This is a genomic window from Paracoccus sp. SSJ, assembly GCF_030234105.1.
GTDB lineage: Bacteria > Pseudomonadota > Alphaproteobacteria > Rhodobacterales > Rhodobacteraceae > Paracoccus > Paracoccus denitrificans.
Genome location: NZ_JASSPE010000004.1, coordinates 177,092 through 200,318 on the forward strand (window position 1 = coordinate 177,092; position 23,227 = coordinate 200,318).

22 protein-coding genes are annotated in these 23,227 nt (G+C 68.5%); 13 read left to right on the forward strand and 9 right to left on the reverse strand.

What is annotated here, in order from left to right; all coding sequences use genetic code 11:
- The first annotated feature begins 36 nt into the window (after positions 1-36).
- On the forward strand, positions 37-2,445 hold the full coding sequence (hrpB, locus tag QPR87_RS06110) for an ATP-dependent helicase HrpB (RefSeq protein WP_285048761.1): 2,409 nt from the start codon (positions 37-39) through the stop codon (positions 2,443-2,445).
- Between the two features lie 39 nt (positions 2,446-2,484).
- Here the strand turns inward: hrpB and QPR87_RS06115 are convergent, their stop codons facing one another.
- The 7 genes from QPR87_RS06115 to def (QPR87_RS06145) all read right to left on the reverse strand — a co-directional run bounded on the left by QPR87_RS06115 (position 2,485) and on the right by def (QPR87_RS06145) (position 8,766).
- On the reverse strand, positions 2,485-3,033 hold the full coding sequence (locus QPR87_RS06115) for an HdeD family acid-resistance protein (RefSeq protein ID WP_011746986.1): 549 nt from the start codon (positions 3,031-3,033) through the stop codon (positions 2,485-2,487).
- 153 nt (positions 3,034-3,186) lie between these two features.
- A complete protein-coding gene (gene fmt / locus QPR87_RS06120; RefSeq protein WP_104491254.1) occupies positions 3,187-4,080 on the reverse strand; it encodes a methionyl-tRNA formyltransferase in 894 nt (297 codons plus the stop codon).
- 25 nt (positions 4,081-4,105) lie between these two features.
- Positions 4,106-4,984, reverse strand: coding sequence for a dienelactone hydrolase family protein (locus QPR87_RS06125; RefSeq protein ID WP_285048762.1), 879 nt, complete (start codon positions 4,982-4,984; stop codon positions 4,106-4,108).
- Positions 4,969-6,606, reverse strand: a complete 1,638-nt coding sequence (locus tag QPR87_RS06130; protein WP_285048763.1) for an alpha/beta hydrolase — start codon at positions 6,604-6,606, stop codon at positions 4,969-4,971. The genes QPR87_RS06125 and QPR87_RS06130 overlap by 16 nt, the downstream gene beginning before the upstream one ends.
- A gap of 304 nt (positions 6,607-6,910) precedes the next feature.
- Positions 6,911-7,411: a peptide deformylase gene (gene def, locus QPR87_RS06135; protein WP_230998557.1), complete on the reverse strand. Its 501-nt coding sequence runs from the start codon at positions 7,409-7,411 to the stop codon at positions 6,911-6,913.
- Positions 7,412-7,694: 283 nt separating this feature from the next.
- Positions 7,695-8,252 (reverse strand): peptide deformylase, encoded by a 558-nt coding sequence (locus QPR87_RS06140; RefSeq protein WP_285048764.1) that lies wholly within the window; start codon positions 8,250-8,252, stop codon positions 7,695-7,697.
- Positions 8,245-8,766 (reverse strand): peptide deformylase, encoded by a 522-nt coding sequence (gene def, locus QPR87_RS06145; protein ID WP_011746992.1) that lies wholly within the window; start codon positions 8,764-8,766, stop codon positions 8,245-8,247. Before def (QPR87_RS06145) ends, QPR87_RS06140 begins: the two co-directional genes overlap by 8 nt.
- Positions 8,767-8,856: 90 nt before the next feature.
- Here def (QPR87_RS06145) and QPR87_RS06150 point away from each other — a divergent pair, with 90 nt between their 5' ends.
- The 5 genes from QPR87_RS06150 to QPR87_RS06170 all read left to right on the forward strand — a co-directional run bounded on the left by QPR87_RS06150 (position 8,857) and on the right by QPR87_RS06170 (position 13,554).
- On the forward strand, positions 8,857-10,041 hold the full coding sequence (locus QPR87_RS06150; RefSeq protein ID WP_285048765.1) for a MalY/PatB family protein: 1,185 nt from the start codon (positions 8,857-8,859) through the stop codon (positions 10,039-10,041).
- Positions 10,038-10,667 carry a L,D-transpeptidase family protein gene (locus QPR87_RS06155; protein ID WP_285048766.1) on the forward strand — a complete coding sequence of 210 codons (630 nt, stop codon included), beginning with the start codon at positions 10,038-10,040 and terminating at the stop codon, positions 10,665-10,667. Before QPR87_RS06150 ends, QPR87_RS06155 begins: the two co-directional genes overlap by 4 nt.
- A gap of 56 nt (positions 10,668-10,723) precedes the next feature.
- Positions 10,724-12,100: an MATE family efflux transporter gene (locus QPR87_RS06160; RefSeq protein WP_011746995.1), complete on the forward strand. Its 1,377-nt coding sequence runs from the start codon at positions 10,724-10,726 to the stop codon at positions 12,098-12,100.
- Positions 12,101-12,130: 30 nt separating this feature from the next.
- Positions 12,131-12,367 (forward strand): Lrp/AsnC ligand binding domain-containing protein, encoded by a 237-nt coding sequence (locus tag QPR87_RS06165; protein ID WP_011746996.1) that lies wholly within the window; start codon positions 12,131-12,133, stop codon positions 12,365-12,367.
- A gap of 83 nt (positions 12,368-12,450) precedes the next feature.
- Positions 12,451-13,554, forward strand: a complete 1,104-nt coding sequence (locus QPR87_RS06170; RefSeq protein ID WP_285048767.1) for a pyridoxal phosphate-dependent aminotransferase — start codon at positions 12,451-12,453, stop codon at positions 13,552-13,554.
- Positions 13,555-13,603: 49 nt separating this feature from the next.
- On the opposite strand, the gene QPR87_RS06175 is transcribed toward QPR87_RS06170, so the two are convergent.
- On the reverse strand, positions 13,604-14,086 hold the full coding sequence (locus tag QPR87_RS06175; RefSeq protein ID WP_011746998.1) for an Lrp/AsnC family transcriptional regulator: 483 nt from the start codon (positions 14,084-14,086) through the stop codon (positions 13,604-13,606).
- A 122-nt stretch (positions 14,087-14,208) separates the two neighbouring features.
- Here QPR87_RS06175 and QPR87_RS06180 point away from each other — a divergent pair, with 122 nt between their 5' ends.
- The 7 genes from QPR87_RS06180 (at position 14,209) to ggt (ending at position 22,799) form a co-directional block, all read left to right on the forward strand.
- The gene (locus QPR87_RS06180; RefSeq protein WP_041529766.1) at positions 14,209-14,538 is read left to right on the forward strand and encodes a DUF2849 domain-containing protein; all 330 of its coding nucleotides are present in this window, start codon (positions 14,209-14,211) and stop codon (positions 14,536-14,538) included.
- Entirely contained in the window at positions 14,531-16,186 is a 1,656-nt protein-coding gene (locus tag QPR87_RS06185) for a nitrite/sulfite reductase (RefSeq protein ID WP_285048768.1), read from the forward strand. The genes QPR87_RS06180 and QPR87_RS06185 overlap by 8 nt, the downstream gene beginning before the upstream one ends.
- A complete protein-coding gene (locus tag QPR87_RS06190) occupies positions 16,179-16,910 on the forward strand; it encodes a phosphoadenylyl-sulfate reductase (protein ID WP_285048769.1) in 732 nt (243 codons plus the stop codon). The genes QPR87_RS06185 and QPR87_RS06190 overlap by 8 nt, the downstream gene beginning before the upstream one ends.
- Positions 16,907-17,278: a DUF934 domain-containing protein gene (locus QPR87_RS06195; protein WP_285048770.1), complete on the forward strand. Its 372-nt coding sequence runs from the start codon at positions 16,907-16,909 to the stop codon at positions 17,276-17,278. Before QPR87_RS06190 ends, QPR87_RS06195 begins: the two co-directional genes overlap by 4 nt.
- 53 nt (positions 17,279-17,331) lie before the next feature.
- On the forward strand, positions 17,332-18,168 hold the full coding sequence (locus QPR87_RS06200; protein ID WP_104491261.1) for a ferredoxin--NADP reductase: 837 nt from the start codon (positions 17,332-17,334) through the stop codon (positions 18,166-18,168).
- A 124-nt stretch (positions 18,169-18,292) separates the two neighbouring features.
- Positions 18,293-20,848 carry a type I DNA topoisomerase gene (gene topA / locus QPR87_RS06205; RefSeq protein ID WP_104491262.1) on the forward strand — a complete coding sequence of 852 codons (2,556 nt, stop codon included), beginning with the start codon at positions 18,293-18,295 and terminating at the stop codon, positions 20,846-20,848.
- 208 nt (positions 20,849-21,056) lie between these two features.
- On the forward strand, positions 21,057-22,799 hold the full coding sequence (gene ggt, locus QPR87_RS06210) for a gamma-glutamyltransferase (protein ID WP_285048771.1): 1,743 nt from the start codon (positions 21,057-21,059) through the stop codon (positions 22,797-22,799).
- Here the strand turns inward: ggt and QPR87_RS06215 are convergent.
- Positions 22,793-23,140 carry a DUF488 domain-containing protein gene (locus QPR87_RS06215; protein WP_011747006.1) on the reverse strand — a complete coding sequence of 116 codons (348 nt, stop codon included), beginning with the start codon at positions 23,138-23,140 and terminating at the stop codon, positions 22,793-22,795. The two genes, ggt and QPR87_RS06215, sit on opposite strands and share 7 nt — an antisense overlap.
- Positions 23,141-23,227 lie beyond the last annotated feature (87 nt).

The window sequence follows — 23,227 nt, forward strand, 5'->3', positions numbered from 1 at the left end:
CTTTTCGCCCCGACGACGCTTTGCCATAAGGCGGGAATGCAGCTGCCCATCGACGCCGTATTGCCCGAACTGACCGCCGCGCTGGCCGCGCATGGCCGGGCCGTGCTGATGGCGCCGCCGGGGGCGGGCAAGACGACCCGCGTGCCCTTGGCGCTGCTGCCCGCGGTCCCCGGCCGCATCCTCATGCTGGAGCCGCGCCGCCTTGCCGCCCGCGCCGCGGCCGAGCGCATGGCCGAGACGCTGGGCGAGCCCCTGGGCCGGACCGTCGGCTATCGCATCCGCGGCGAGGCGGTGGCGGGCACCCGCATCGAGGTGGTGACCGAGGGCATCCTGACCCGCATGATCCAGTCCGACCCCGAGCTTTCGGGCATCGGCTGCGTGATCTTCGACGAATTCCACGAGCGCAGCCTGAACGCCGACCTGGGCCTGGCCCTGACATGGGAAGCGCGCTCGGCGCTGCGCCCCGACCTCGCGCTGCTGGTGATGTCGGCGACGCTGGATGCCGAGCCGGTCGCGGCGCTGATGGACGGCGCCCCGGTGATCCGCTCGGAAGGCCGCGCCTTTCCGGTCGAGACGCGCTGGCTGGACCGACCCCTTCCTGCGGGCGCCCGGCTGGTCCCCGAGGCGGCGCGGCTGATCGCCGATGCCGAGGCGGCGACGCGCGGGACGGGCGGCACCATCCTGGCCTTCCTGCCGGGCGAGGGCGAGATCCGCCGCGTCCTGGCCATGCTGGACCTGGATGCCGAGGTGCTGCCGCTTTACGGCGCCATGGATTTCAAGGCGCAGCGCGCGGCCCTGCAACCCCCGGGCGGGCGACGGCGGATCGTGCTCGCGACCTCGATCGCCGAGACCTCGCTGACCATTCCCGAGGTGCGGGTGGTGGTCGATGCCGGCCGTGCGCGGCGGGCGCGCTTCGATCCCGGCTCGGGCATGTCGCGGCTGGTGACCGAACGCGTCAGCCGCGCCGAGGCCGAGCAGCGCCGGGGTCGCGCGGGCCGCGTCGCGCCGGGCATCTGCTATCGCATGTGGGCGCGGGCCGAAGAAGGCGCGCTGCCGGCCTTCGCCCCGCCCGAGATCGCGGTGGCCGACCTTGCCGGGCTGGCGCTGGAACTGGCGATCTGGGGTTCGGATGGGCGCGACCTTGCCTTCCTGACCCCGCCGCCCGAGGCCGCGCTGGCCGAGGCGCGGGCGCTTTTGCGCGATCTGGGCGCGCTGGACGCGGAGAACCGCATCACCCCGCATGGCCGGCGGCTGGCGCCGCTGCCGCTGCATCCGCGGCTGGCGCATATGCTGGTCACGGCGGGGCGCGACGCCGCCGATCTGGCGGCGCTGATGGCCGAGCGCGACCCGCTGACCGGCGCCCCCGCCGACCTGGCCCTGCGGCTGGCGGCGATCCGCGACCTGCGCGCCTATCAGGACCGCCACCCCTGGCCGGTCAATCCCGGCGTCCTGCACCGCATCCGCGACGAGGCAAAACGCCTGCGCCGCATGGCGGGCGAGGGCGTCGGCCTGTCGCCTGGCGCCATGGCGGCGCTGGCCTATCCCGACCGCATCGGGCTGCGCCGCAAGGGCGACCAGCCGCGCCACGTTCTGTCGGGCGGCAAGGGCGCGGTGCTGCCCGAAGGCGACGCCTTGGCCGCGCAGCGGCTGATCGTCGCGACCGATCTTGACGGCGATGCGCGAGAGGCCCGCATCCGCATGGCGGTGGCCGTCGATGAGGACGAGATCCGCGCCCTGTTCCCCGACCGTATCGAGACCGTCGAGGTGGTGGAATGGTCCCGCCGCGACAACCGCATCCTTGCCCGCCGGCAGGAACGCCTTGGCGCGCTGGCGCTGGCCGACCGGGCGCTGAACGATCCCGACCCGCAGGCGCTGGCCCGCGCCGCCTTCGAAGGGCTGCGGACCAACGGGCTGACCTGGACCCCCGGCGCCGCACGGTTGCGGGCGCGGATGGCGCTGATCCCGGAATTGGGTCCGGTCGATGACGCGAGCCTGCTTGCCGATCCGGACTGGCTGCTGCCTTATCTTGGCAAGGTGCGGACCTTGGCCGACCTGCGTGCGCTGGATCTGACCGAGGCGCTGAAGGCGCGCATCGGCTGGGACGGCCAGCGCCGGCTGGACCAGGCGACGCCAGCGCATTTCGTCACGCCCCTGGGCCGCAAGGTGCCTATCGACTACGACCACGAGACGCCTTCGGTCGAACTGAAGCTGCAAGAGCTTTTCGGCCTGGCGCGGCATCCGGTCGTCGGCGGCCGGCCGCTGCGCATCACCATGCTGTCGCCCGGCGGCAAGCCCATCGCGGTGACGACCGACCTGCCGGGCTTCTGGGCGGGCGGCTATGGCGAGGTCCGCAAGGACATGCGCGGCCGCTATCCGCGCCATCCCTGGCCGGAAAACCCGCTGGAGGCCGACCCGACCACAAGGGCCAAGCCGCGCGGAACCTGACCCTTTCACCGTTTCCAAATACTCATGCGGCCGCACGGCTTAGGCGGTCCGCAAGCCTTTCAGCCGGAAGGCCAGCACGATCATCACCACGCCGATCAGCAGGGCGAACAGCCCGATGAGCCAGGCGATGCTGAGCAGACCGGCCGCCGGCACCAGAGCCAGCAGCACGCCCCAGGCCACCAGCAACAGCCCGCTGAGCCCCAGTGCCCATTCGCCCTCGATCTCGTGCCGCAGCCGGATCGCGGCGATGATGCGAAAGACGCCCGCGACCACGCCCCAGGCGGCCATCCAGATGATGAAGGCCAGCGCCGTCGCCTCGGGCCAGAACAGCGCCATCAGGCCGATGAGGATCGACAGCGCGCCGTCCAGCGCCCAGGCCCACCAGCGGTCGTCCGAGGATTTGCGCCGGAAGGCCACGACGGTCGACATTACCCCGTCGAAGATCGCATAGACGCCAAAGACCAGCAGCAGGGCATAGACGGTCAGCCCCGGCCAGATCAGCGCCATCAGGCCGAACAGGATCGCCGCGATGCCGCGGAGCAGCGGCACCCACCAATGATCGGCCATCACACGGATCAGGTTTTCCATGATAGTCGTTTCCCTTTTCAGGCCCATTTCAGGATCGCCGGATCGAAAAGCCTTCGGATCCGGTCTGGCAGGGAAAGGTTAACATGGGGTTGAGCGGAACGGCCTGCGCCCCTGCCCTCGACCGAAACTTGTGGCGAATTTGCTACAATGCCGTCAATCGAGCCGATCGGGCAGGGCCATGCCGCGCAGGATCTCGGCCGCCGGCATCGGGCGCTTGCCCTCGCGCTGGGCCTCCAGCACCTCGACGGCGCCCTCGCCGCAGGCGATGGTAAAGCCCGACAGCACCCGGCCCGGCGCACCCGAACCGGCGGCGAGGCGCGAGCGCAGCAGTTTCACCCGCTCGCCCCCGATCAGGCACCAGGCGCCGGGAAAGGGCGAGAGGCCGCGGATCTGCCGGTCCACCTGCGCCGCCGGTCGGCCCCAGTCGATCCGCGCCTCGGCCTTGTCGATCTTTTGCGCATAGGTCACGCCCTCGGCCGGTTGCGGTTCGGCGGGCAGGGGCAGGCGGTGCAACGTCTCGACGATCAGCGCCGCGCCCATCTCGGCCAGCCGGTCGTGCAGGTCGGCGGTGGTGTCCTCGGCGCCGATGGTGGTGCGCGCCTCGGCCAGGACCGGGCCGGTATCCAGCCCCGCCTCCATCTGCATGATGGCGACGCCGGTTTCCGCATCGCCGGCCATGATCGCCCGATGGATCGGCGCCGCGCCGCGCCAGCGCGGCAGAAGCGAGGCGTGGATGTTCAGGCAGCCCAGCCGCGGCGCCTCCAGCACCGGCTGCGGCAGGATCAGGCCGTAAGCCACCACCACTGCCACATCGGCTTGCAGCGCGGCGAAATCCCCTTGGTCCTGCGGCGATTTCAGCCGCTCGGGCGTGCGGACGGGCAGGCCCAGTTCCTCGGCGGCGCGATGGACGGGCGAGGGGCGGGGCTTCTGCCCGCGCCCTGCCGCGCGCGGCGGCTGGGAATAGACCGCGACGACCTGATGGCGCGCGGCGATGGCCCGCAGCGCGGGAACCGAGAAATCGGGTGTGCCCATGAAGATGACGCGCATCGCTGCCTCCGTTGTCCTTGCGGCCTCATATCCCGGCCGCGGGCGCGGCAAAACCCTGCATGAAGGAGCGGATGTCGCGGGTGGCCCGCGCCCGCGCCTTTGCGTCGAATTCCAGTGGTGAGAGCGACGAGCGCTCGCGCTGGTCGAAGCCGTGGTTGATGCCGGGATAGGTGGTGACGGTCAGGCGGGCGCCCTGCGCAATCAGATCCTCGCCCATCTGGCGGCAATCGGCGGAATCGGTGATCGAATCCAGCTCGGCCAGCAGCATCAGCCCCTGCACATGGCCGGGCCACGGTCCCTTGGCCGCGCCGTTCAAGAGGCCGCAATAGGGATAGAGCAGCACGACCGGACCAAGCGGCGCGGCCAGGCTGTCGGGCGGGGCGGGCCATGCGGTCAGGCCCGGCGGCGGCTCGTCCTCGCCGAGTTGGCGCAGAAGTTCCATCACCGTCCAGCCGCCATGCGAGGCGCCGAGCAGCGCGATATCCGAGGCGTCGATGCCCGGCATCCCGCGCAGCGCGGCCAGCGCCACGGCCAGGTCGCCGGCACGCTCGGCCCCCGGCAGCACCTGGCCGGCGCAGAGCGCGCGCCAGGCCTGCGCCTTGTCCAGCAGCCGGGGTGCGTGGCTGTCGAGGATCAGCGCCGCCCGGCCCATGGCCACGAATTGCCGGGCCCAATAGTCCATGTTGTCATGCACCCCGTCGCAGCCCGACAGCAGCACCGCGGCGGGGTGCGGGCCGGGGCCGTCGGGTTGCAGGAGGCGCCAATGCGGCTCCAGCCGGGCCAGCCGTTCGGCCGGGGTGTCGGTCGCGGGCTGCCAGCCGGCGTAGTTGCGCGCCGTGTTCAGCCCCAGCGCCAGGGCCACCAGCCCTAGCATCGCCAGCACAAGGATCAGCCGTTTGCGCATCCGAGCTTTCCGTCCTGGCCGCAGATCGCCTTGAGCCGTTCGGTGTCGGCCGCCGTCCAGCCTTCGGGCGCGGTGACCGCGACCCAGCCGTCGATATAGTCGCGGGCGTGATAGGTGTGGCCGAAGCCCGGCGGAGCCGAGGTCGAGACCAGCATGTCCACCGCCAGTTGCAGCTGCGTCACCACCGGGGTGAAGCGCAGCCGGGGCGAGACATCGGGCGCCGGCGCCTCGCGCATCCATTCCGGTGCCCGCCACAGCGAGGCCGGGTCGTAGAACACGATGGGATCGCTGCCATATTGCAGGAACAGGATGCGCAGCCGCCCCCATTCCCGGCCCGAGCGGTCGGGCGGCGCGTATTGGCTGGCATAGCGGATCACCTCGTCCTCATCCAGCTCGGGCAGGACGAAGCGGCTGCCGGGCTGGCGCGCGTCATTGGCCTGCCGCCACAGCGTCGAGGGGAAGGGAGGCCCGACCCAGAAGGCGCCGGCGACCGGCTCGTTCATCATCTGGAACGGGTTGAAGGCATACATCGACGACCAGGCGCCCAGGGATATGCCGTGCAGATAAAGCCGGGGCCGCCGATCCGGGGGCAGGTGGCGCCAATGGTCATAGACCGCGCGCATCAGCGCCGTGGTCTGGTCCAGGCCGGCTTCGGTCTCGAAGATCAGGGCCAGCGGGCTTTGCAGATAGGAATATTGCACCGCGACCGTCGCCACGTCGCCGCCATGCATGTATTCCAGCGCATCGTAGCTGGCCGGGTCCATCCAGCCGGTGCCGGTCGGGCTTGCCAGCACCAGCACCTTGCGGTCGAAGGCGCCCACACGCAGCATCTCGTCCAGCGCCACCTTGGCGCGGGTGTCGGGATCCTTGTCCTGCGCCAGGCCGACATAGATGCGCAGCGGCTCCCTGGCGGGTCGGCCGGTGAAGCCCGAGATGGCGCGGGCGCGCGGCCCGCCCAGCATGAAGTCGCGCCCCGGCTTGCCCATCAGCTCCCAGTCGATGCCCGACGCGACCGAGCCCGATTGCCACGGCTCGCCGGGCGGGGCGACATTCGGGTCGGTCAGGTGCTGGGCCGCGGCATAGGAACTGTCGGCGATGCGCATCGCCCAGTTCACCACCCCGTCGCGGGTCAGCGTGATCACGATCAGTGCCGCCAGCAGCAGGCCCAGCACATTGGCGCTGCGCACCGGGATATAGCGCGCCAGCCGCAGCCGCAGCAGGTCGAACAGCGCCTGGATCGCCTTGCCGATCACGAACAGCACCAGGAACACCGCCAGCGCCAGGGCCAGCATCTTGGCGGTGTTGTTGACCTCCAGGTCCGGCATGCCCATGCGGGCGCGGATGCTGTTCTGCCAGGTGCCCGACAGGATCACCCCGCGACCCAGCAGCACCAGCACAGGAACGGCCAGAACGGCATGGGCGATGCGCGCGGGCCGGCCCTTCATCACCGGCAGCTCCAGCGCGCGCCACAGCGCCAGCAGGAACTGGGTCATCACATAGCCCGCCGCCATCGAGACCCCGGCCAGCACGCCCTGCATCAGCCAGTCGCGCGGGATCAGCGAGGGGGTGAGCGAGGCCGCAAGGAACAACAGGCCGGCAAGAAGGGGCAGCACGGAGAACATCTGTGGCCTATCGTCCGAGGCTATGCCCGCGCGAGCGGCGGGCGGGTTTCAGCGGGAACGGGGCATCGGCTGCGGGATGCGGAAGGCCATGGGCCACCCGCAAGGCCCGCTTCCACCCCGTTCGCGGCCGAGGTTAAGGGGCCGCCGCGGCAAAGAAAAGGCTTCGGATCAGGCCGATCACCACGGTCAGCGATACGTGGAGCCCATCCGCCGCGGGCATGGGGGTATCCGCCCCCGGCATACCCACCGATCCGGCCCTCGGGCGGGCCGTTCGCGCGGTCCGCATCCCGCGAGTGAAGCCGGTTCAGCGCCGCGCGAACTTGGCCGATTTCGCCACCAGCATCTTGCGGCGCAGGGGCGAGAGGCGATCGATATAGAGCCGGCCGTTCAGGTGGTCGATCTGATGCTGCACCGAGGTCGCCCAGAGGCCGACGAAATCCCGTTCCTCGATCTCGCCATCGGCGTTCAGGAAGCGCACGGTGACGGCGCGCGGCCGTTCGATCCGGGCCGAGACGCCGGGCAGGTTCGGGCTCGCCTCCTCATGGGCGCGCAATTGCACGCTGGCATGCAGCACCTCGGGATTGGCCATGCGCACCGCCTGGCCGCGCTTTTCCGAGGCGTCCACCACCGCCAGCCGCTGCATGATGCCGATCTGCGGAGCGGCCAGGCCGACGCCCGGCATCGCCTCCATCGTGTCGATCATGTCGTCCCAGATCATCCGCACGGTCTCGGTGATCGCGGGGACCGGCTCGGCCGGCAGGTGCAGCCGGCGGTCGGCATAGGGCAGGAAGGGGCGGACGGTCATCGGGCGGCCTTGTCAGGAATGCCCGCCCGGCTATCACGGTGGCGAATGAAGGTAAATCCGGCCCGGGCTTTCCGCCCGCCTGCCATCGCGCCGCATATGGATGGCCGGGCCTTGGCCTGGCCCGGGATTGCAAGGATCATCCCTTCGCCGCGCGCGGACAGGGGCCAGCAGCCTTCCCAGCCCAAGGCCGACAAGAAAGCACAGGATTGCAGACAGGACGGACAAGCGACAACTCCTCGCAGGGGCATTTGCCCCGGCTTAGCGCGAAAAGTCTAAGACAGGCTTAACGCGCGTCGGAATCTTCCGGGCCCTTCGGTGCATCGAGGATCAGCCGGCCGTCGAGATGATCCGTTTCGTGCTGGGCGATGCGGGCCTCGATCCCAGTCAGGGTCAGGAGTTGCAGCGTGCCGGTCAGATCGAAGCAGCGCATCGAAATGGTGACCGGCCGCGTCACCGAAACCGGCTGGCCGGGGATCGAAAGGCAGGCTTCCTCCATGGTCCCGACCTCGCCGCCCAAGGGGGCGATCTGGGGGTCCATGACCACGCGGGGCAGGGGGGTGCCTTCCTTCCAGCCGTGGTCCATGACGAAGATGCGCCAGCCCTCGCCGATCTGCGGCGCGGCAAGGCCGCGGCCGCCTGCGTCATACATTGTCGCCAGCAGATCGGCGGCAAGCCGGGCGATCTCGTCCCAGCCCAGCCGTCCGACCGGCTCGCAGATGACGCGCAGCGCCGGGTCGGGATGGATCAGGATCGGGCGGACGCGCCCCTGTGCGGCAAGCCCGGCGGGGTCCGGCCCTTTGGGCGCCTGCGCGGCGTCCTCGCCCGACAGGGGCTCAGGCACGGCCGCGCTCGCGCTTCAGCTTGACCATCTTGCGGGTGATCATCTGCCGCTTGATCGGGCCGAGATGGTCGATGAACAGCCTGCCGTCGAGATGGTCGATCTCGTGCTGGGCGCAGGTGGCCCAGAGCCCCTCGAATTCGCGCTCATGCGTCTTGCCGTCAAGGCCCAGCCAGCGCACCCTGACCTCGGCGGGGCGCGTCACGTCGGCATATTGCTCGGGGATCGACAGGCAGCCTTCCTCATAGGTGTTCAGCGCTTCCGAGGTCCATGTCACCTCGGGGTTGACCATGACGATCGGATTGCGCGGCGCCTCGGGGTCCTTTTCGCAGTCCATGACATAAAGCCGCGACAGCACGCCCACCTGCGGCGCGGCCAGGCCCACGCCCGGCGCGTCATACATGGTGGCCAGCATGTCGGCGGCCAGCGTCTCGATCTCGGGGGTGATGCGGGCCACGGGCTCGCAAATCTTCTTCAGCCGCGGATCGGGGTGGAGGATGATGCTGCGCAATGTCATGACCGTGATCTAGGGCAAGCCTTGGCCTTGCGCAACAAGCCGCTATGCTGCCTGCGAACAGAAAGCGCCCGAACGGAAAACGAGGGAAACATGGCCCAGCCCGATTTCGACGAGATCATCGACCGCACCGGCACCGGCTGCAACAAATGGGACGACATGCAGGCGGTCTATGGCGTCTCGCCCGGGGACGGGATCGCGATGTGGGTCGCGGACATGGACTTTCGCCCACCGGCCCCGGTCCAGCGCGCGGTCGAGCGGATCGCGGCGCATGGCGTCTATGGCTATCCCGGCGCCAATCCGGCCTATGTCGAGGCGATCCGCTGGTGGATGGCGAACCGTCATGGCTGGGAGGTCCAGCCGGAATGGATCCTCTCGGCGCACGGGCTGGTCAACGGCACGGCGATCTGCGTCGATGCCTTCACCCAGCCGGGCGACCGGGTGATCGTCATGACCCCGGTCTATCATGCCTTCGCCCGCGTCATCCGCGCGTCCGGCCGCGAGGTGGCCGAGTTCCCGCTGGCCATCCATGACGGGCAGTATCGCATGGACTGGGAGGGCTGGCAGCAGCTGCTGACCGGGCGCGAGCGGATGCTGATCCTGTGTTCGCCCCACAACCCCGGCGGAAGGGTCTGGACCGCCGAGGAATTGCGGCAGGTCGCCGATTTCTGCGCCGCCCATGACCTGATCCTGGTCTCGGACGAGATCCATCACGACCTGGTCATGCCCGGCAGCCCGCGCCATTCCGTGCTGGCGGTCGCCGTGCCCGAGGCCGCGCCGCGCCTGGTGACGCTGACCGCCGCAACCAAGACCTTCAACATCGCCGGCGCCCATATCGGCAACCTGATCGTGGCCGACGAAGGGCTGCGCAAGCGCCTGCAGACCCGGCTGATGGCTCTGGGCATCTCGCCCGGGCTGTTCGGGCCGGGCATGGTCGCCGCCGCCTATTCGCCCGAGGGCGCGACGTGGGTCGATGCGCTGACCGGCTATCTGGACGGCAACCGGCGGCTGTTCGACCAGGGGGTGAACGCGATTCCCGGCATTCGTTCGATGCCCTTGCAGGCGACCTACCTCGCCTGGGTCGACTTCTCGGGCACCGGGATGGAGCGGGCCGAGTTCACCCGCCGCGTCGAGCAGGGCGCCCGCATTGCCGCGAACCACGGCGGCACCTTCGGCACCGGGGGCGAGGACTTCCTGCGCTTCAACATCGCCACGCCCCGCGCCCGCGTGGCCGAGGCGGTTGCGCGGTTGCAAGAGGCGTTCCGCGACCTGCAATGAAGCGGCTGGGCGGGATCTTCTCGGCGCTTTGCCTCGCGGCGGTGCTCTGGGGGCTGTGGCTGCTCTGGGCGCCGCAGCCCGCGCCGCTGCCGCAGCCGCCGGCGGCGGGCTGGCACTGGCCGGGTCTGCCCGAGTTCCGGCTGCCGCGCATCACCCTGCCGCCGATCTTCCAGCGGCCGCCGGTGCAGCCGGAAGCGCCCATCGCCTCGCCCGTCCGGCGCATCCTGGTCGAGAAATCCGCCCGCCGCATGACCGTCTATCAGGAAAGCGGCCCGCCCCGGACCTTTCGCATCGCACTGGGCTTTTCGCCCGAGGGCGACAAGAGCCGCGAGGGCGACGGCCGCACGCCCGAGGGCATCTTCCGCATCGACCGCCTGAACCGGCAGAGCGCCTATCACCTGTCGCTGGGCATAGACTATCCGCAGAAGCACCACCGCGAGGCGGCGCGCCGGCTGGGCCTCAGCCCCGGCGGCGACATCATGATCCACGGCCAGCCGAACCAGGTGCCCGACGGCTATCGCGTCAAGGGCGACTGGACCGCCGGCTGCATCGCCGTCGACAATGCCGAGATCGAAGAGATCTTCGCCCATGCCCGCATCGGCACCGAGGTCGAGATTCTGCCCTGAATCGCGGCCTTTCGGCCACACTTGCCGCGGCCTGTGCCCAAGGATAAGGCAGGGCCATGACGTTCAACCGCTATGCCCCCCATCTGCGCGCGACTCTCGCGCTTGGACTGCCGCTCGTGGGCAGCCATCTGGCACGAATGGCCATTCACGTCGCCGATACCATCATGGTTGGCTGGTATGGCGTCACGGAACTGGCGGCGCTGGTCATCGCGGTGTCGTTCTTCAACATCCTGTTCTTCCTGGGCATGGGCTTCGGCATCGGCGTCATGGGGCTGATCGCGACCGCCATCGCCCGCGGCGACGAGGTCGAGGTGCGCCGTTCGGCCCGCATGGCGCTGTGGCTGTCGCTTGCCTTTGCCGTGGCGGTCGTCCCCGCCATGTGGCATTCCGAGCCGATCCTGCTGGCCATCGGACAGGAACCGGCGGTGGCGCGGCTGGCGCAGGACTACCTGCGCATCGCCGGCTTCGGCCTGATCGCGATGCTGTGCCAGTTGACGCTCAACAGCTATCTGGCCGCGATGGAGCGGCCGCAGGTGGTGCTGTGGATCACGCTGGCCGGGCTGCCGCTGGTGATCTTCCTGAACTGGGTGCTGATCTTCGGCAACCTGGGCGCTCCGGCGCTGGGGGTGCGCGGTGCCGCCATCGCCGCCATCGCGGTGCAGTTCAGCCAGCTTCTGGCCATCGCCGCCTATGCGGCCTGGCTGCCCTCGGCGCGCAAATACCGGCTGTTCCAGCGCTTCTGGCGCCCGGACTGGCCCGGGATGCGGGCGGTCTTCATGCTGGGCCTGCCCATCGGCCTGACCATGGTGGCCGAGGGCGGGCTGTTCGTCGGCTCGAACGTGATGATGGGCTGGATCGGCACGCGCGAGCTGGCGGCGCATGGCATCGCGCTGCAACTCGCCTCGATCACCTTCATGCTGCATCTGGGCATGTCGAATGCCGCCACCGTGCGCATCGGGCAGGCGAGGGGCCGGGGCGACGGCCGCTGGATGCGCGATGCCGGCGTGACGGTCACGGCGGTCTCGGCGGTCATCGCCGCGCTGGCGATGGCGGCGTTCGAGCTGTTCCCGCGCCAACTCGTCGGCCTCTATCTGGACGCCGCCCACCCCGAGACCCCGGCCATCATCGGGATCGCGGCGGGCCTGCTGTTCTATGCCGGGTTGTTCCAGCTGACGGATGCGATGCAGGTGATCGGGCTGGGGCTGCTGCGCGGGGTGCAGGATACCCGGGTGCCCATGGTGATCGCGGCGGTAAGCTACTGGCTGGTCGGCATCCCGGTGGCCTACGGCCTGGCCTTCGTGGCGGGGATCGGCCCGGCCGGCCTGTGGCTGGGCCTGGTCGCGGGGCTGACCTGCGCTGCTGCGCTGCTGATGCACCGCTTCTGGCGCGGGCTTGCGCGCGGGGACTGGACCGGCGAGGCGCCGGCGGTCTAGTTTGGCCGCGCAGAAGTCAGGAGGCCCGTCATGCGCCCGGTTTTCGTCCAGTTCCGTTGTTCGCCCGGCAAGACCTACGAGGTCGCCGACGCCATCTACGACCGAGAGATCGTCAGCGAACTTTACTCGACCTCGGGCGACTACGACCTGCTGGCCAAGATCTATGTGCCCGAGGACCAGGATGTCGGGCATTACCTCTCTGAAAAGCTGTTCGACATCCCGCATATCGTGCGGACGCTGACCACGATGACCTTCAAGGCGTTCTAGACGTTCAGCGGCATGGGTGACGAAAGCGGTGCGGGCAGCGGATGCCCTTGCGCGCGGGCCGGCTTTGCGGTTTCTGTGGCGGCATGACCCGCTTTCGCTTCGCCCCGATCGCCGCCGCGCTGCCCGCCACGGTTCCCTTCACCGGCCCCGAGACGCTGGAGCGTCGCCGCGGCGCGCCGTTCCGTGCGCGGCTGGGGGCCAACGAGAACGGCTTCGGCCCCTCGCCCCGTGCGGTCGAGGCCATGGAGCGGGCGGCGGCCGAGGCATGGAAATACGCCGATCCCGACAGCCATGACCTGCGCCATGCGCTGGCTGCGCATCACGGCGTCGCGCCGCAGAACGTCATGGTCGGTGAGGGGATCGACGGGCTCCTTGGCCTGCTGGTCCGGCTGATGGTCGCGCCGGGCGAGGTGGTGGTGACCTCGGACGGGGCCTATCCGACCTTCAACTATCATGTCGCGGGCTTCGGCGGCCGGCTGGTGAAGGTGCCTTATCGCGAGGATGCCGAGGATCCCGATGCACTGGTCGCCGCGGCGTGCGAGACCGGGGCGCGGCTGGTCTATCTGGCCAATCCCGACAACCCGATGGGCAGCTGGCATTCCGGCGCGCGGATCGAGGCCATGCTGGACGATCTGCCGCAGGGCAGCCTGCTGGTGCTGGACGAGGCCTATGCCGAATTCGCCCCGGAAGACGCCATCCCGCGCATCGATGCCGAGGATGCGCGCGTCATCCGTTTCCGCACCTTTTCCAAGGCCCATGCCATGGCGGGCGCGCGGATCGGCTATGCCATCGGCCCGGCCGAACTGATCGCCGGCTTCGACCGCATCCGCAACCATTTCGGCATCAACCGCATCGGCCAGGTCGGCGCGCTGGCGGCGCTCGGGGATCGGGACTGGCTGACGCATATCCGGGCCGAGGTCGCTGCCGCTCGCGACCGTATCGGCGACATCGCCCGCATGAACGGGCTGGCCGCCTTGCCCTCGGCCACGAATTTCGTCGCCGTCGATTGCGGCCGCGATGGCGCCTTTGCCCAGGCCCTGCTGGACGGGTTGGCGCAAGAGGGCGTTTTCGTCCGCATGCCGGGCGCGGCCCCGATGAACCGCTGCATCCGCGTCTCCTGCGGTCCCGCGCAGGAACTCGCCGCCTTTGCCGAGGCGCTGCCCAAGGTGATCGGGGCACTGGCCTGACGGCTTCTTCGTTCTGAAAATACTCAAAGGACCGCGCCGCCGGGGCAGGTCAATCCAGGGGAAGCGCCGTGGTCGCCTTCAGCTCCTCCATCGAGAGCAGCGCAGTGACGTTGTGGATCTTCACCTCCGAGATCAGCGCCTGGTAGAAGCGGTCATAGGCGCGCGCGTTGCGCACCCTCACCTTGAGGATATAGTCGATGTCGCCGGCCAGCCGATGCGCCTCGATCACCTCGGGCCGGGCGCGCACGGCGGCCAGGAAGCGCCGCGCCCATTCCGGGTCGTGCTCGCTGGTGCGGATCAGCACGAAGAAACAGGCGTCGAGCCCCAGCGCATCGGGATCCAGCAAGGCCACCTGCCCACGGATCACCCCCGCCTCGCGCAGCTTGCGAATCCGGTTCCAGACCGGGGTCTTGGAGGCGCCGACTCGGGCTGCGATGTCGTCCAGCGACAGGGTGGCGTCCTCTTGCAGCAGGGACAGGATTTTGCGGTCGGTATCGTCCAGCCGGATGGGTGTTTGTCTGTTGTCGCTCATCGTGAAACCTGGTCCTTGCTGTCGCGCTGACATGCGAAGATGTTTCTTATTTTTCCGCCCTACTCGTCAATATGGGGGATTTTTTTCTATATAGATACCACAGGAAACGAAAGGCAAAGGCCATGTCCAAAGGCTTCACCCCATCCCCCGCGACCCCCGCCGTCATCACCGCGAATGACCTGCGCATGGGCCATTGCGTGTGGATGCGCGACGGTGCCTGGACGGCTGACCCGCGAGAGGCCGAGCTGTTCGAGGACGAGGCCATCGCCGAACTGGCCCTGCTCGACGCCATCGCGCAGGCCAATATCGTCGTCGGTCCCTATCTGGCCGAGGCCAGGCGCGGCCCCGACGGCCGCCCCCAGCCGACGCATTTCCGCGAGGCGTTCCGCCGCCGGGGGCCCTCCAACTACTTCCATGGCAAGCAAGCCGAATTCGAGGCCAGCAATGTTTGACGCGCGTCCCCAGCACAACGAATATCTGCGCCACCGCGCCCAGCAGTTCCGCCAGCAGGTCGAGCGCCGGCTGGACGGCAGCCTGACCGAGGACGAGTTCCGTCCGCTGCGCCTGATGAACGGCGTCTATCTGCAACTGCATGCCTATATGCTGCGGGTGGCCATTCCCTATGGCACCATCAGCCCCGACCAGATGCGCACCCTGGCGCTTCTGGCCGAGAAATGGGACAAGGGCTACGGCCATTGGACCACGCGGCAGAACATCCAGTACAACTGGCCGAAGCTGGTCGATATCCCCGACATGCTGGATGCGCTGGCCGATGTCGGCCTGCACGCCATCCAGACCTCGGGCAACACGATCCGCAACGTGACGACGGACGCCTTTGCCGGCGCCGCCGCCGACGAGGTCGCCGATCCGCGTCCCTATGCCGAATTGCTGCGGCAATGGTCCACCGACCACGGCGAATTCCAGTTCCTGCCGCGCAAGTTCAAGATCGCCGTCTCGGGCGGCAAGAAGGACCGCGCCGTCATCGCCGCCCATGACATCGGCCTGCGGCTGGTTGGGAACGACAAGGGCGAGCTGGGCTATCAGGTCTGGATCGGCGGCGGGTTGGGCCGCACGCCGCTTCTGGGCCAGGTGGTGCGCGAGTTCCTGCCCGAGGCCGACCTGCTGCCCTATGTCGAGGCGATCATCGCGGCCTACAACCTCTCGGGCCGCCGCGACAACAAGTACAAGGCCCGCATCAAGATCACCGTGGCCGAGCGCGGCCTCGACGTGATGCGCGAGGAGATCGAGGCCGAGTTCCTGCGTCGCCGCGAAGCCTTTACCGGCGTCGACCAGGACCTGCTGGCGGCGCTGAAAAGCCTCTATGCCCCGCCCGCCTTCCGCAACGAGCCCGAGGGCGACTACGAACAGCGCCGCGCCGCCGACCCGGTCTTCCGCAGCTGGACCGACACCAACCTGTCGGCCCACAAGCAAGAGGGCTATGCCAGCGTCACCGTGACCTTCAAGGCGCCGGGCCAGACGCCGGGCGATGCCTCGGCGGAACAGATGCGCCTGCTGGCCGAACTGGCCGAGCGTTTCGGCCATCACGACCTGCGCATCAGCCACGAGCAGAACGTGGTGCTGCCGCATGTCCACAAGTCCGACCTGTTCGCGGTCTATCAGGAGCTGAAGGCCGCCGGCCTCGCCACCGCGAATGCGGGCCTGATCAGCGATATCGTCGCTTGCCCGGGCATGGACTATTGCACGCTGGCCACCGCCCGCTCGATCCCGATCGCCCAGGACATCGCGGCGCATTTCCGCGCCCGCGGCCTCGAAGAAGAGATCGGCCAGTTCAACATCCGCATCTCGGGCTGCATCAACGCCTGCGGCCACCACCACCTGGGCCATATCGGCATCCTGGGCCTGGACCGTGCGGGGGTCGAGAACTACCAGATCACGCTGGGCGGCGACGGCTACGACATCCCGGCCATCGGCCAGCGCGCCGGTGCGGGCTTCCCGGCCGAAGAGGTCGTGCCGGCCATCGACCGGCTGATCGACGCCTATCTGGAACTGCGCGAATCGCCCGAGGAGCGCTTCATCGACGCCTATCGCCGTCTGGGAGTGGCTCCGTTCAAGGCGGCGCTGTATCCGGCCGATGCTTGACCAGACGCTGGATGCCCGCGCGGCGCGGCTGAACGACCGCTATCGCCACCACGCCGCGACCGAGGTGCTGCGGCGTGCATTGCGCGACCCCGACCTGGGCTCGACCACGCTGGTGTCGTCCTTCGGGGCGGAATCGGTGGTGCTTCTGCACATGGTCTCGGTGGTGGCGCCGGGGACGCCGGTGCTGTTCATCGACACGATGATGCTGTTCCAGGAGACGCTGGACTACCAGCTGGACGTGACCCAGAAGCTGGGGCTGACCGACGTTCGGGTGATCCGCGCCTCCGAGCGCGAAGTGGCGCTGAACGACCCGGACGGCACGCTGCACCAGTTCAACACCGACGCCTGCTGCGATTTCCGCAAGACCGTTCCGCTGGAGCGCGAACTGTCGAAATTCGATGCCTGGATCACCGGCCGCAAGCGGTTCCAGGGCGGCGAGCGCCAGCAGCTGGAGTTCTTCGAATCCGAGCCGCCCTCGCGGTTGCGCATCAACCCGCTGGCCCACTGGCGTCCTCAGGACGTCCAGGACTACATGGCCGAGAACAACCTGCCGCGCCATCCCCTGGTGGCCAAGGGCTACGCCTCGATCGGCTGCGCGCCCTGCACCTCGCCGATCAAACCGGGCGAGGATCCGCGCGCCGGCCGCTGGCGGGGCAGCCAGAAGACCGAATGCGGCATTCATTTCATCGGCGGGCGCATGGTCCGCGCAGGAGCGAAGGCATGAGCGATTTCTTCCTTGTCCGCGATGACGGCTTCCACCCCGATGACGGGGCCGAGCCGGTCAGCCTGGCGCCGGATACCGATCCGGCCACGCTGGGCGACTATCTGGACCATGAGCTGATCGCCATCGAGTTTCCGGCGATGACGGACGGGCGCGGCTTTTCGCTGGCCCGCATCCTGCGCGAAAAGGGCTACAAGGGCCGGCTGCGCGCCGTGGGCGGGCTGATCTCGGACCAGTATGCCATGGCCCGCCGGGTCGGCTTCGACGAGGTGCGCATCCCCGCCGCGCTTGCCGCTCGCCAGCCGCAGGAGCAATGGCTCTATCGCGCCGACTGGCAGGACTGGGACCATCGGTCGCGGCTCGCCGGCTGAAACCCGGGGTTTCGCCCCGCCTCCCCATGCATTAGATAAACCGGGACTCCGAAATGACGCTGGATCTCTCTGTGGACATTGCCGCCAAACCCGCCAAGACGCTGCCCGATGCGCAGACCGTGACCTCGGTCAGGCATTGGACCGACCGGCTGTTCTCGTTCCGCGTGACGCGGCCCGCCAGCCTGCGCTTCCGCTCGGGCGAGTTCGTGATGATCGGGCTGCCGGACGACAACGGCAAGCCGATCCTGCGCGCCTATTCCATCGCCTCGCCCAACTGGGACGAGGAACTGGAATTCTACTCGATCAAGGTGCCGGACGGGCCGCTGACCTCGCGCTTGCAGAACATCCAGCCGGGCGATCAGATCATCCTGCGCCCCAAGCCCGTCGGCACGCTGGTGCTGGACGCGTTGCTGCCCGGCAAGCGCATGTGGTTCCTGGCCACCGGCACCGGCATTGCGCCCTTCGCCAGCCTGATGCGCGACCCCGAGACCTATGAGCGTTACGAGCAGGTCGTCATGATGCACACCTGCCGCACCGCCGACGAGCTGGCCTATGGCCGCGAACTGGTCGAGAACCTGAAGCACGACCCGCTTCTGGGCGAGCTTTACGGCGAGGAATTCGCCAGCCGGCTGCTGTATTATCCCACGACGACGCGGGAAGAGACGCCATACATGGGCCGGATCACCGACAACCTGACCTCGGGCAAGGTGTTCGCCGACCTGAACCTGCCGCCCATGGATGCGGCAAATGACCGCGCCATGATCTGCGGCAGCCTGGCCTTCAACACGGATGTGAAGACGGTTCTGGAAGGGTTCGGCCTGCGCGAGGGCGCCAACAGCGATCCCAAGGAATTCGTGGTCGAAAAGGCCTTTGTCGGCGACGGGATCTGAGGTCGCTCCGGGGGTTCGCACCCCCGGCCCCCCCGGGGTATTTTGCGAAACGGAAAAAGCCCGGCGTTGACAGTTCGTCGGGCGATGCCCATGTTCCGGCGCCGAATCAAGCGAAGGAATCTTCATGCCCGTCGTCGTCGTTGAGTCCCCGGCCAAGGCCAAAACGATCAACAAATACCTGGGCGACGACTATACGGTTCTGGCCTCGTTCGGGCATGTGCGCGACCTGCCGCCCAAGGATGGCAGCGTCGATCCCGAGGCGGATTTCGCCATGAAATGGGAAGTCGCATCGGAATCGAAAAAGCACGTCAAGGCGATCCGGGACGCGCTGGCCGCGGATCCGAACCTGATCCTGGCCACCGACCCCGACCGCGAGGGCGAGGCGATTTCCTGGCACCTGCTGGAAACCCTGGCGCCGGCGCTGAAGAAGGGCGCCGAGGTCAGCCGCGTCACCTTCAACGCCATCACCAAGGCGGCGGTGACCGAGGCGATGGCCAATCCGCGCCAGATCGACCAGCCGCTGGTCGATGCCTATCTGGCCCGCCGGGCGCTGGACTATCTGGTCGGCTTCAACCTGTCGCCGGTCTTGTGGCGCAAGCTGCCCGGCGCCAAGTCTGCCGGCCGGGTGCAATCGGTCGCCCTGCGCGTAATCGTCGATCGCGAGATGGAGATCGAGGCCTTCAAGGCCCGCGAATACTGGTCGGTCCATGCCCGGCTGGCGACACCGCGCGGCGACGAATACGACGCAACCATGACCGTCTTCGGTGGCAAGAAGCTGGAACGCTTCGACATTGCCAGCGAGGAGCAGGCAAAGCTGGCCGTGGCCGCGATCACCTCGCGCGACCTCAGGGTCGCCAGCGTTGCTGCCAAGCCCGCGAGCCGCAATCCCTGGCCGCCCTTCATGACCTCGACCTTGCAGCAAGAGGCCAGCCGCAAGCTGGGCCTGGGCGCGCGGGCCTGCATGTCGGCGGCGCAGCGGCTCTACGAGGCGGGCCATATCACCTATATGCGGACCGACGGCATCGACATGGCGCCCGAGGCGGTGATGGCGGCACGCGACGCGATCAAGGCGCGCTTCGGGGCGGAATACCTGCCGAAATCGCCGCGCATGTACAAGAACAAGGCCAAGAACGCGCAAGAGGCGCATGAATGCATTCGGCCGACCGACATGATGCTGTCGCCCGACCGGCTGCCGGTTTCGGACAAGGATCAGAAGGCGCTCTACGACCTGATCTGGAAGCGCACCATCGCCAGCCAGATGGAATCGGCGCGGATGGAGCGCACCACGGTCGAGATCGGCTCGGCGGACGGGCAGGTGGGCCTGCGCGCAAACGGGCAGGTGATGCTGTTCGACGGGTTCCTGCGGGTCTACGACCAGGGTCGAGACGACGAGGAGGACGAGGACAGCCGCCGCCTGCCCTCGATCGAGGAGGGCGAGCGTGCCGAGAAGCGCTCCGTCACGCCCGAGCAGCATTTCACCCAGGCCCCGCCGCGCTATACCGAGGCGACGCTGGTCAAGCGCATGGAAGAACTGGGGATCGGCCGGCCCTCGACCTATGCCAGCATCGTGACCACCATTCAGGACCGCGACTATGTCCGCAAGGAGCAGAACCGCCTGATCCCCGAGGACAAGGGCCGGCTGGTCACCATCTTCCTGCTGAAATATTTCCCGCGCTATGTCAGCTACGATTTCACCGCCAACCTGGAGGGGGAGCTCGACGACATCTCCTCGGGCGAGCGCGCCTATCGCGAAGTGCTGCGCCGCTTCTGGCGGGACTTCACCGCCGCGCTGGAGGGCACGTCCGAGTTGCGCATCACCGAGGTGCTCGACGCCATCGACGAGGCGCTGGCGCCGCATCTCTACCCGCCGCGGCCCGATGGTTCGGACCCGCGCGAATGCCCACTTTGCCACAAGGGGCGGCTGCACCTGAAGACGGCGCGCTCGGGCGGGGCCTTCATCGGCTGCTCGAACTATCCCGATTGCCGCTTTACCCGGCCGATCAGCTCGCCCGATGCCGAGGTGGTGGGCGATGCCGTGCTGGGCGTGGACAATGGCGATGAGATCAGCCTGAAGAACGGCCGCTTCGGACCCTATGTGCAGCGCGGCGAGGCCACGGCGGAGAATCCGAAGCCACCGCGCGCCTCGATCCCCAAGGGCTGGGACCTGGCCTCGGTCGATCTGGAGCGGGCGCTGGCGCTCTTGTCGCTGCCGCGCGAGATCGGCTCGCATCCCGAGGACGGCGTTCCGGTCGAGGCCGGCATCGGCCGCTACGGCCCCTATGTGAAGCATGGCGCGAAATACGCCAACCTGCCGGATGTGGACGAGGTCTTTACCATCGGCATGAACCGCGCGGTCGAGGTCCTGGCCTCGAAACAGGTGCGGGGCAGGGCTGCGGTGGCCGCGCCGCTGGCGGAACTGGGCGAGCATCCCGAAGGCGGTCCGGTGCAGGTGATGAGCGGCCGCTATGGCCCTTACGTCAAATGGGGCAAGGTCAATGCGACGCTGCCCCGTGACCTGGAGCCCGGCGCGGTCACGCTTGAGCGTGCGCTGGAGTTGATCGCCGAGAAAGCCGCGAAATCGGGCAAGAAGCCGGCGAAGAAGGCTGCCGCGAAGAAACCGGCCGCAAAGAAACCCGCTGCGAAGAAGCCGGCTGCGGCCAAGGCGAAGAAGGCCGGGTAGGGCGCCGGGCTTCGCGGTTGCATTTTGAGTATTTGAGGAACGAAGAAGACCTCGTGCGGAGCCTGATTTTCAAGGCAAGTGCGGGCTTCTTCGTTCCCTAAATACTCATGACGCGGCCAGGACGCTGGGGCAACGCCGCGGTTTTGGCTTTTTGATCCGGGCCGTTCTGCTGATAGGCTCGACCTGCAAGGGTTGAGCGGAGGGCGCCATGAAGGATCGAATCGTCGGGATGGGCCGTGCGGCGGCCATCGTGTTGGCGGCAGGCTGCATCGGGGTTCCAGCCGCGGCGCAGGACGCCGCGATCTTCGATGTGATGGACCGGATTCATCCGGTCTGGGCGGAAAGCGGCATGGTCTCGGCACAGGAGCGCCTGGCCGCCGAGATCGGCCGCGACATCATGGCCAGGGGCGGCAACGCGGTCGATGCCGGCGTGGCGGTGGCCTTTGCGCTGGCCGTCACCCTGCCGCGCGCCGGCAATATCGGCGGCGGCGGCTTCATGCTGGTGCATGATGCCGAAACCGGCCAGACCCACGCCATCGACTATCGCGAAATGGCGCCTCGGGGCGCCTCGCGCGACATGTTCCTGGATGCCGAGGGCGAGGCCGACAGCGAGAAGTCGCTTTACAGCGGCGCGGCCTCGGGAGTGCCGGGGACCGTGGCGGGGATGAAGCTGGCGCTGGACAGATATGGCAGCATGGACTGGGCCGAGGTCATCGCCCCGGCGATCCGGCTGGCCGAGGAGGGCATCACCGTCACCCCGGAACTGGCCGACAGCATCGAGGCCGAGCGCGAGCATCTGGAGAAATTCCCGTCGAGTGCGAAGATCTTCTTCAAGGAGGGCGGGGCAGCCTATCGGCCCGGCGACAGGCTGGTGCAGGCCGATCTGGCGGCGACGCTGAAGAAGATTGCCGCCGAGGGGCCGGACGGCTTCTACAAGGGCGAGGTGGCCGAGGCCATCGCGCGTTCGGTGCAGGAAGCGGGCGGGCTGATCACCGTCGAGGACATGGCGGCCTACCAGCCCATCCTGCGCGAGCCGGTGCGCGGCACCTATCGCGGCCATGAGGTGGTCTCGATGCCGCCGCCCTCATCGGGAGGGGTGCACCTGATCCAGATCCTGAATGCGCTGGAGGGCTATCCGATCGGTGCGCTGGGGCAGAACTCGGGCGAGACCATCCACCTGATGGCCGAGGCGATGAAGCTGGCCTATGCCGACCGCTCGGAATATCTGGGCGACCCGGATTTCGTCGATGTGCCTGTCGCTGCGCTGACCGGCAAGGATTACGCGGTCGAGATGCGCCGCAAGATCAGCGCCGATTTCGCCACGCCCTCGGTGATGATCAAGCCGGCGGACCTTGCGCCTTACGAATCCGACCAGACCACGCATTTCTCGGTGGTGGACAAGGACGGCAACGCGGTCTCGAACACCTATACCATCAACCTGAACTATGGCTCGGGGCTGGTGGCCGAGGGCACGGGCGTCCTGATGAACAACGAGATGGACGATTTCTCGGCCAAGCCCGGCGTGCCCAATGCCTTCGGCCTGGTCGGCGGCGATGCCAATGCGGTCGAGCCGGGCAAGCGGCCGCTTTCGTCGATGACGCCGACCATGGTGCTGAAGGACGGCAAGGTCTGGCTGGTCACCGGCTCTCCCGGGGGTGCGCGCATCATCACCACGGTGTTGCAGGTGATCATGAACATGATCGACCACGGCATGAATGTGGCCGAAGCCTCGACCGCGCCACGCATCCATCACCAGTGGCTGCCCGACGAATTGCGCGTGGAAGAGGGCATCAGCCTGGACACCATCCGCATCCTTCAGGCCAAGGGGCACGGCGTCGCGGTCAAGGAGGCGATGGGCTCGACCCAGTCGATCATGCGCGACCCGGCGACGGGGACGCTTTACGGCGCCTCGGACCCGCGCCGGCCGGATGCGGCGACGCTGGGCTACTGAGCCAGGTAGTCGCGCAGGGCGACGGCATTGTTGTGCTGGGTGTCCCTCGCGCCATAAAGCAACGTGACCGGACCCTTGCGGATCAGCGCCCGCAACTCGTGCAGGGGGCCGGGATTGGCGTCCAGTTCCGCGCCGTAGCGGCGGCGGAACTCGGGCCATTTCTCGGGGTCGTGGCCGAACCAGTGCCGCAACTCGTCCGAGGGCGCGATCTCTTTCAGCCAGAGATCCGCCCCCAGCGTCTCGCGGCTGATCCCGCGCGGCCAGAGCCGGTCCACCAGCACCCTGCGGCCCTCTTGCGGCAGGGGTGGATCATAGGCGCGGCGAAGAGAGATGTCGGTCATGGCGAAGCCTCTTTCGCAAGGAAATTCCCGGGCGGGCGGTCAGGTTCCATGTCCGTCCCGTTTTCGGGACCGGCATGGTCGCGAGGG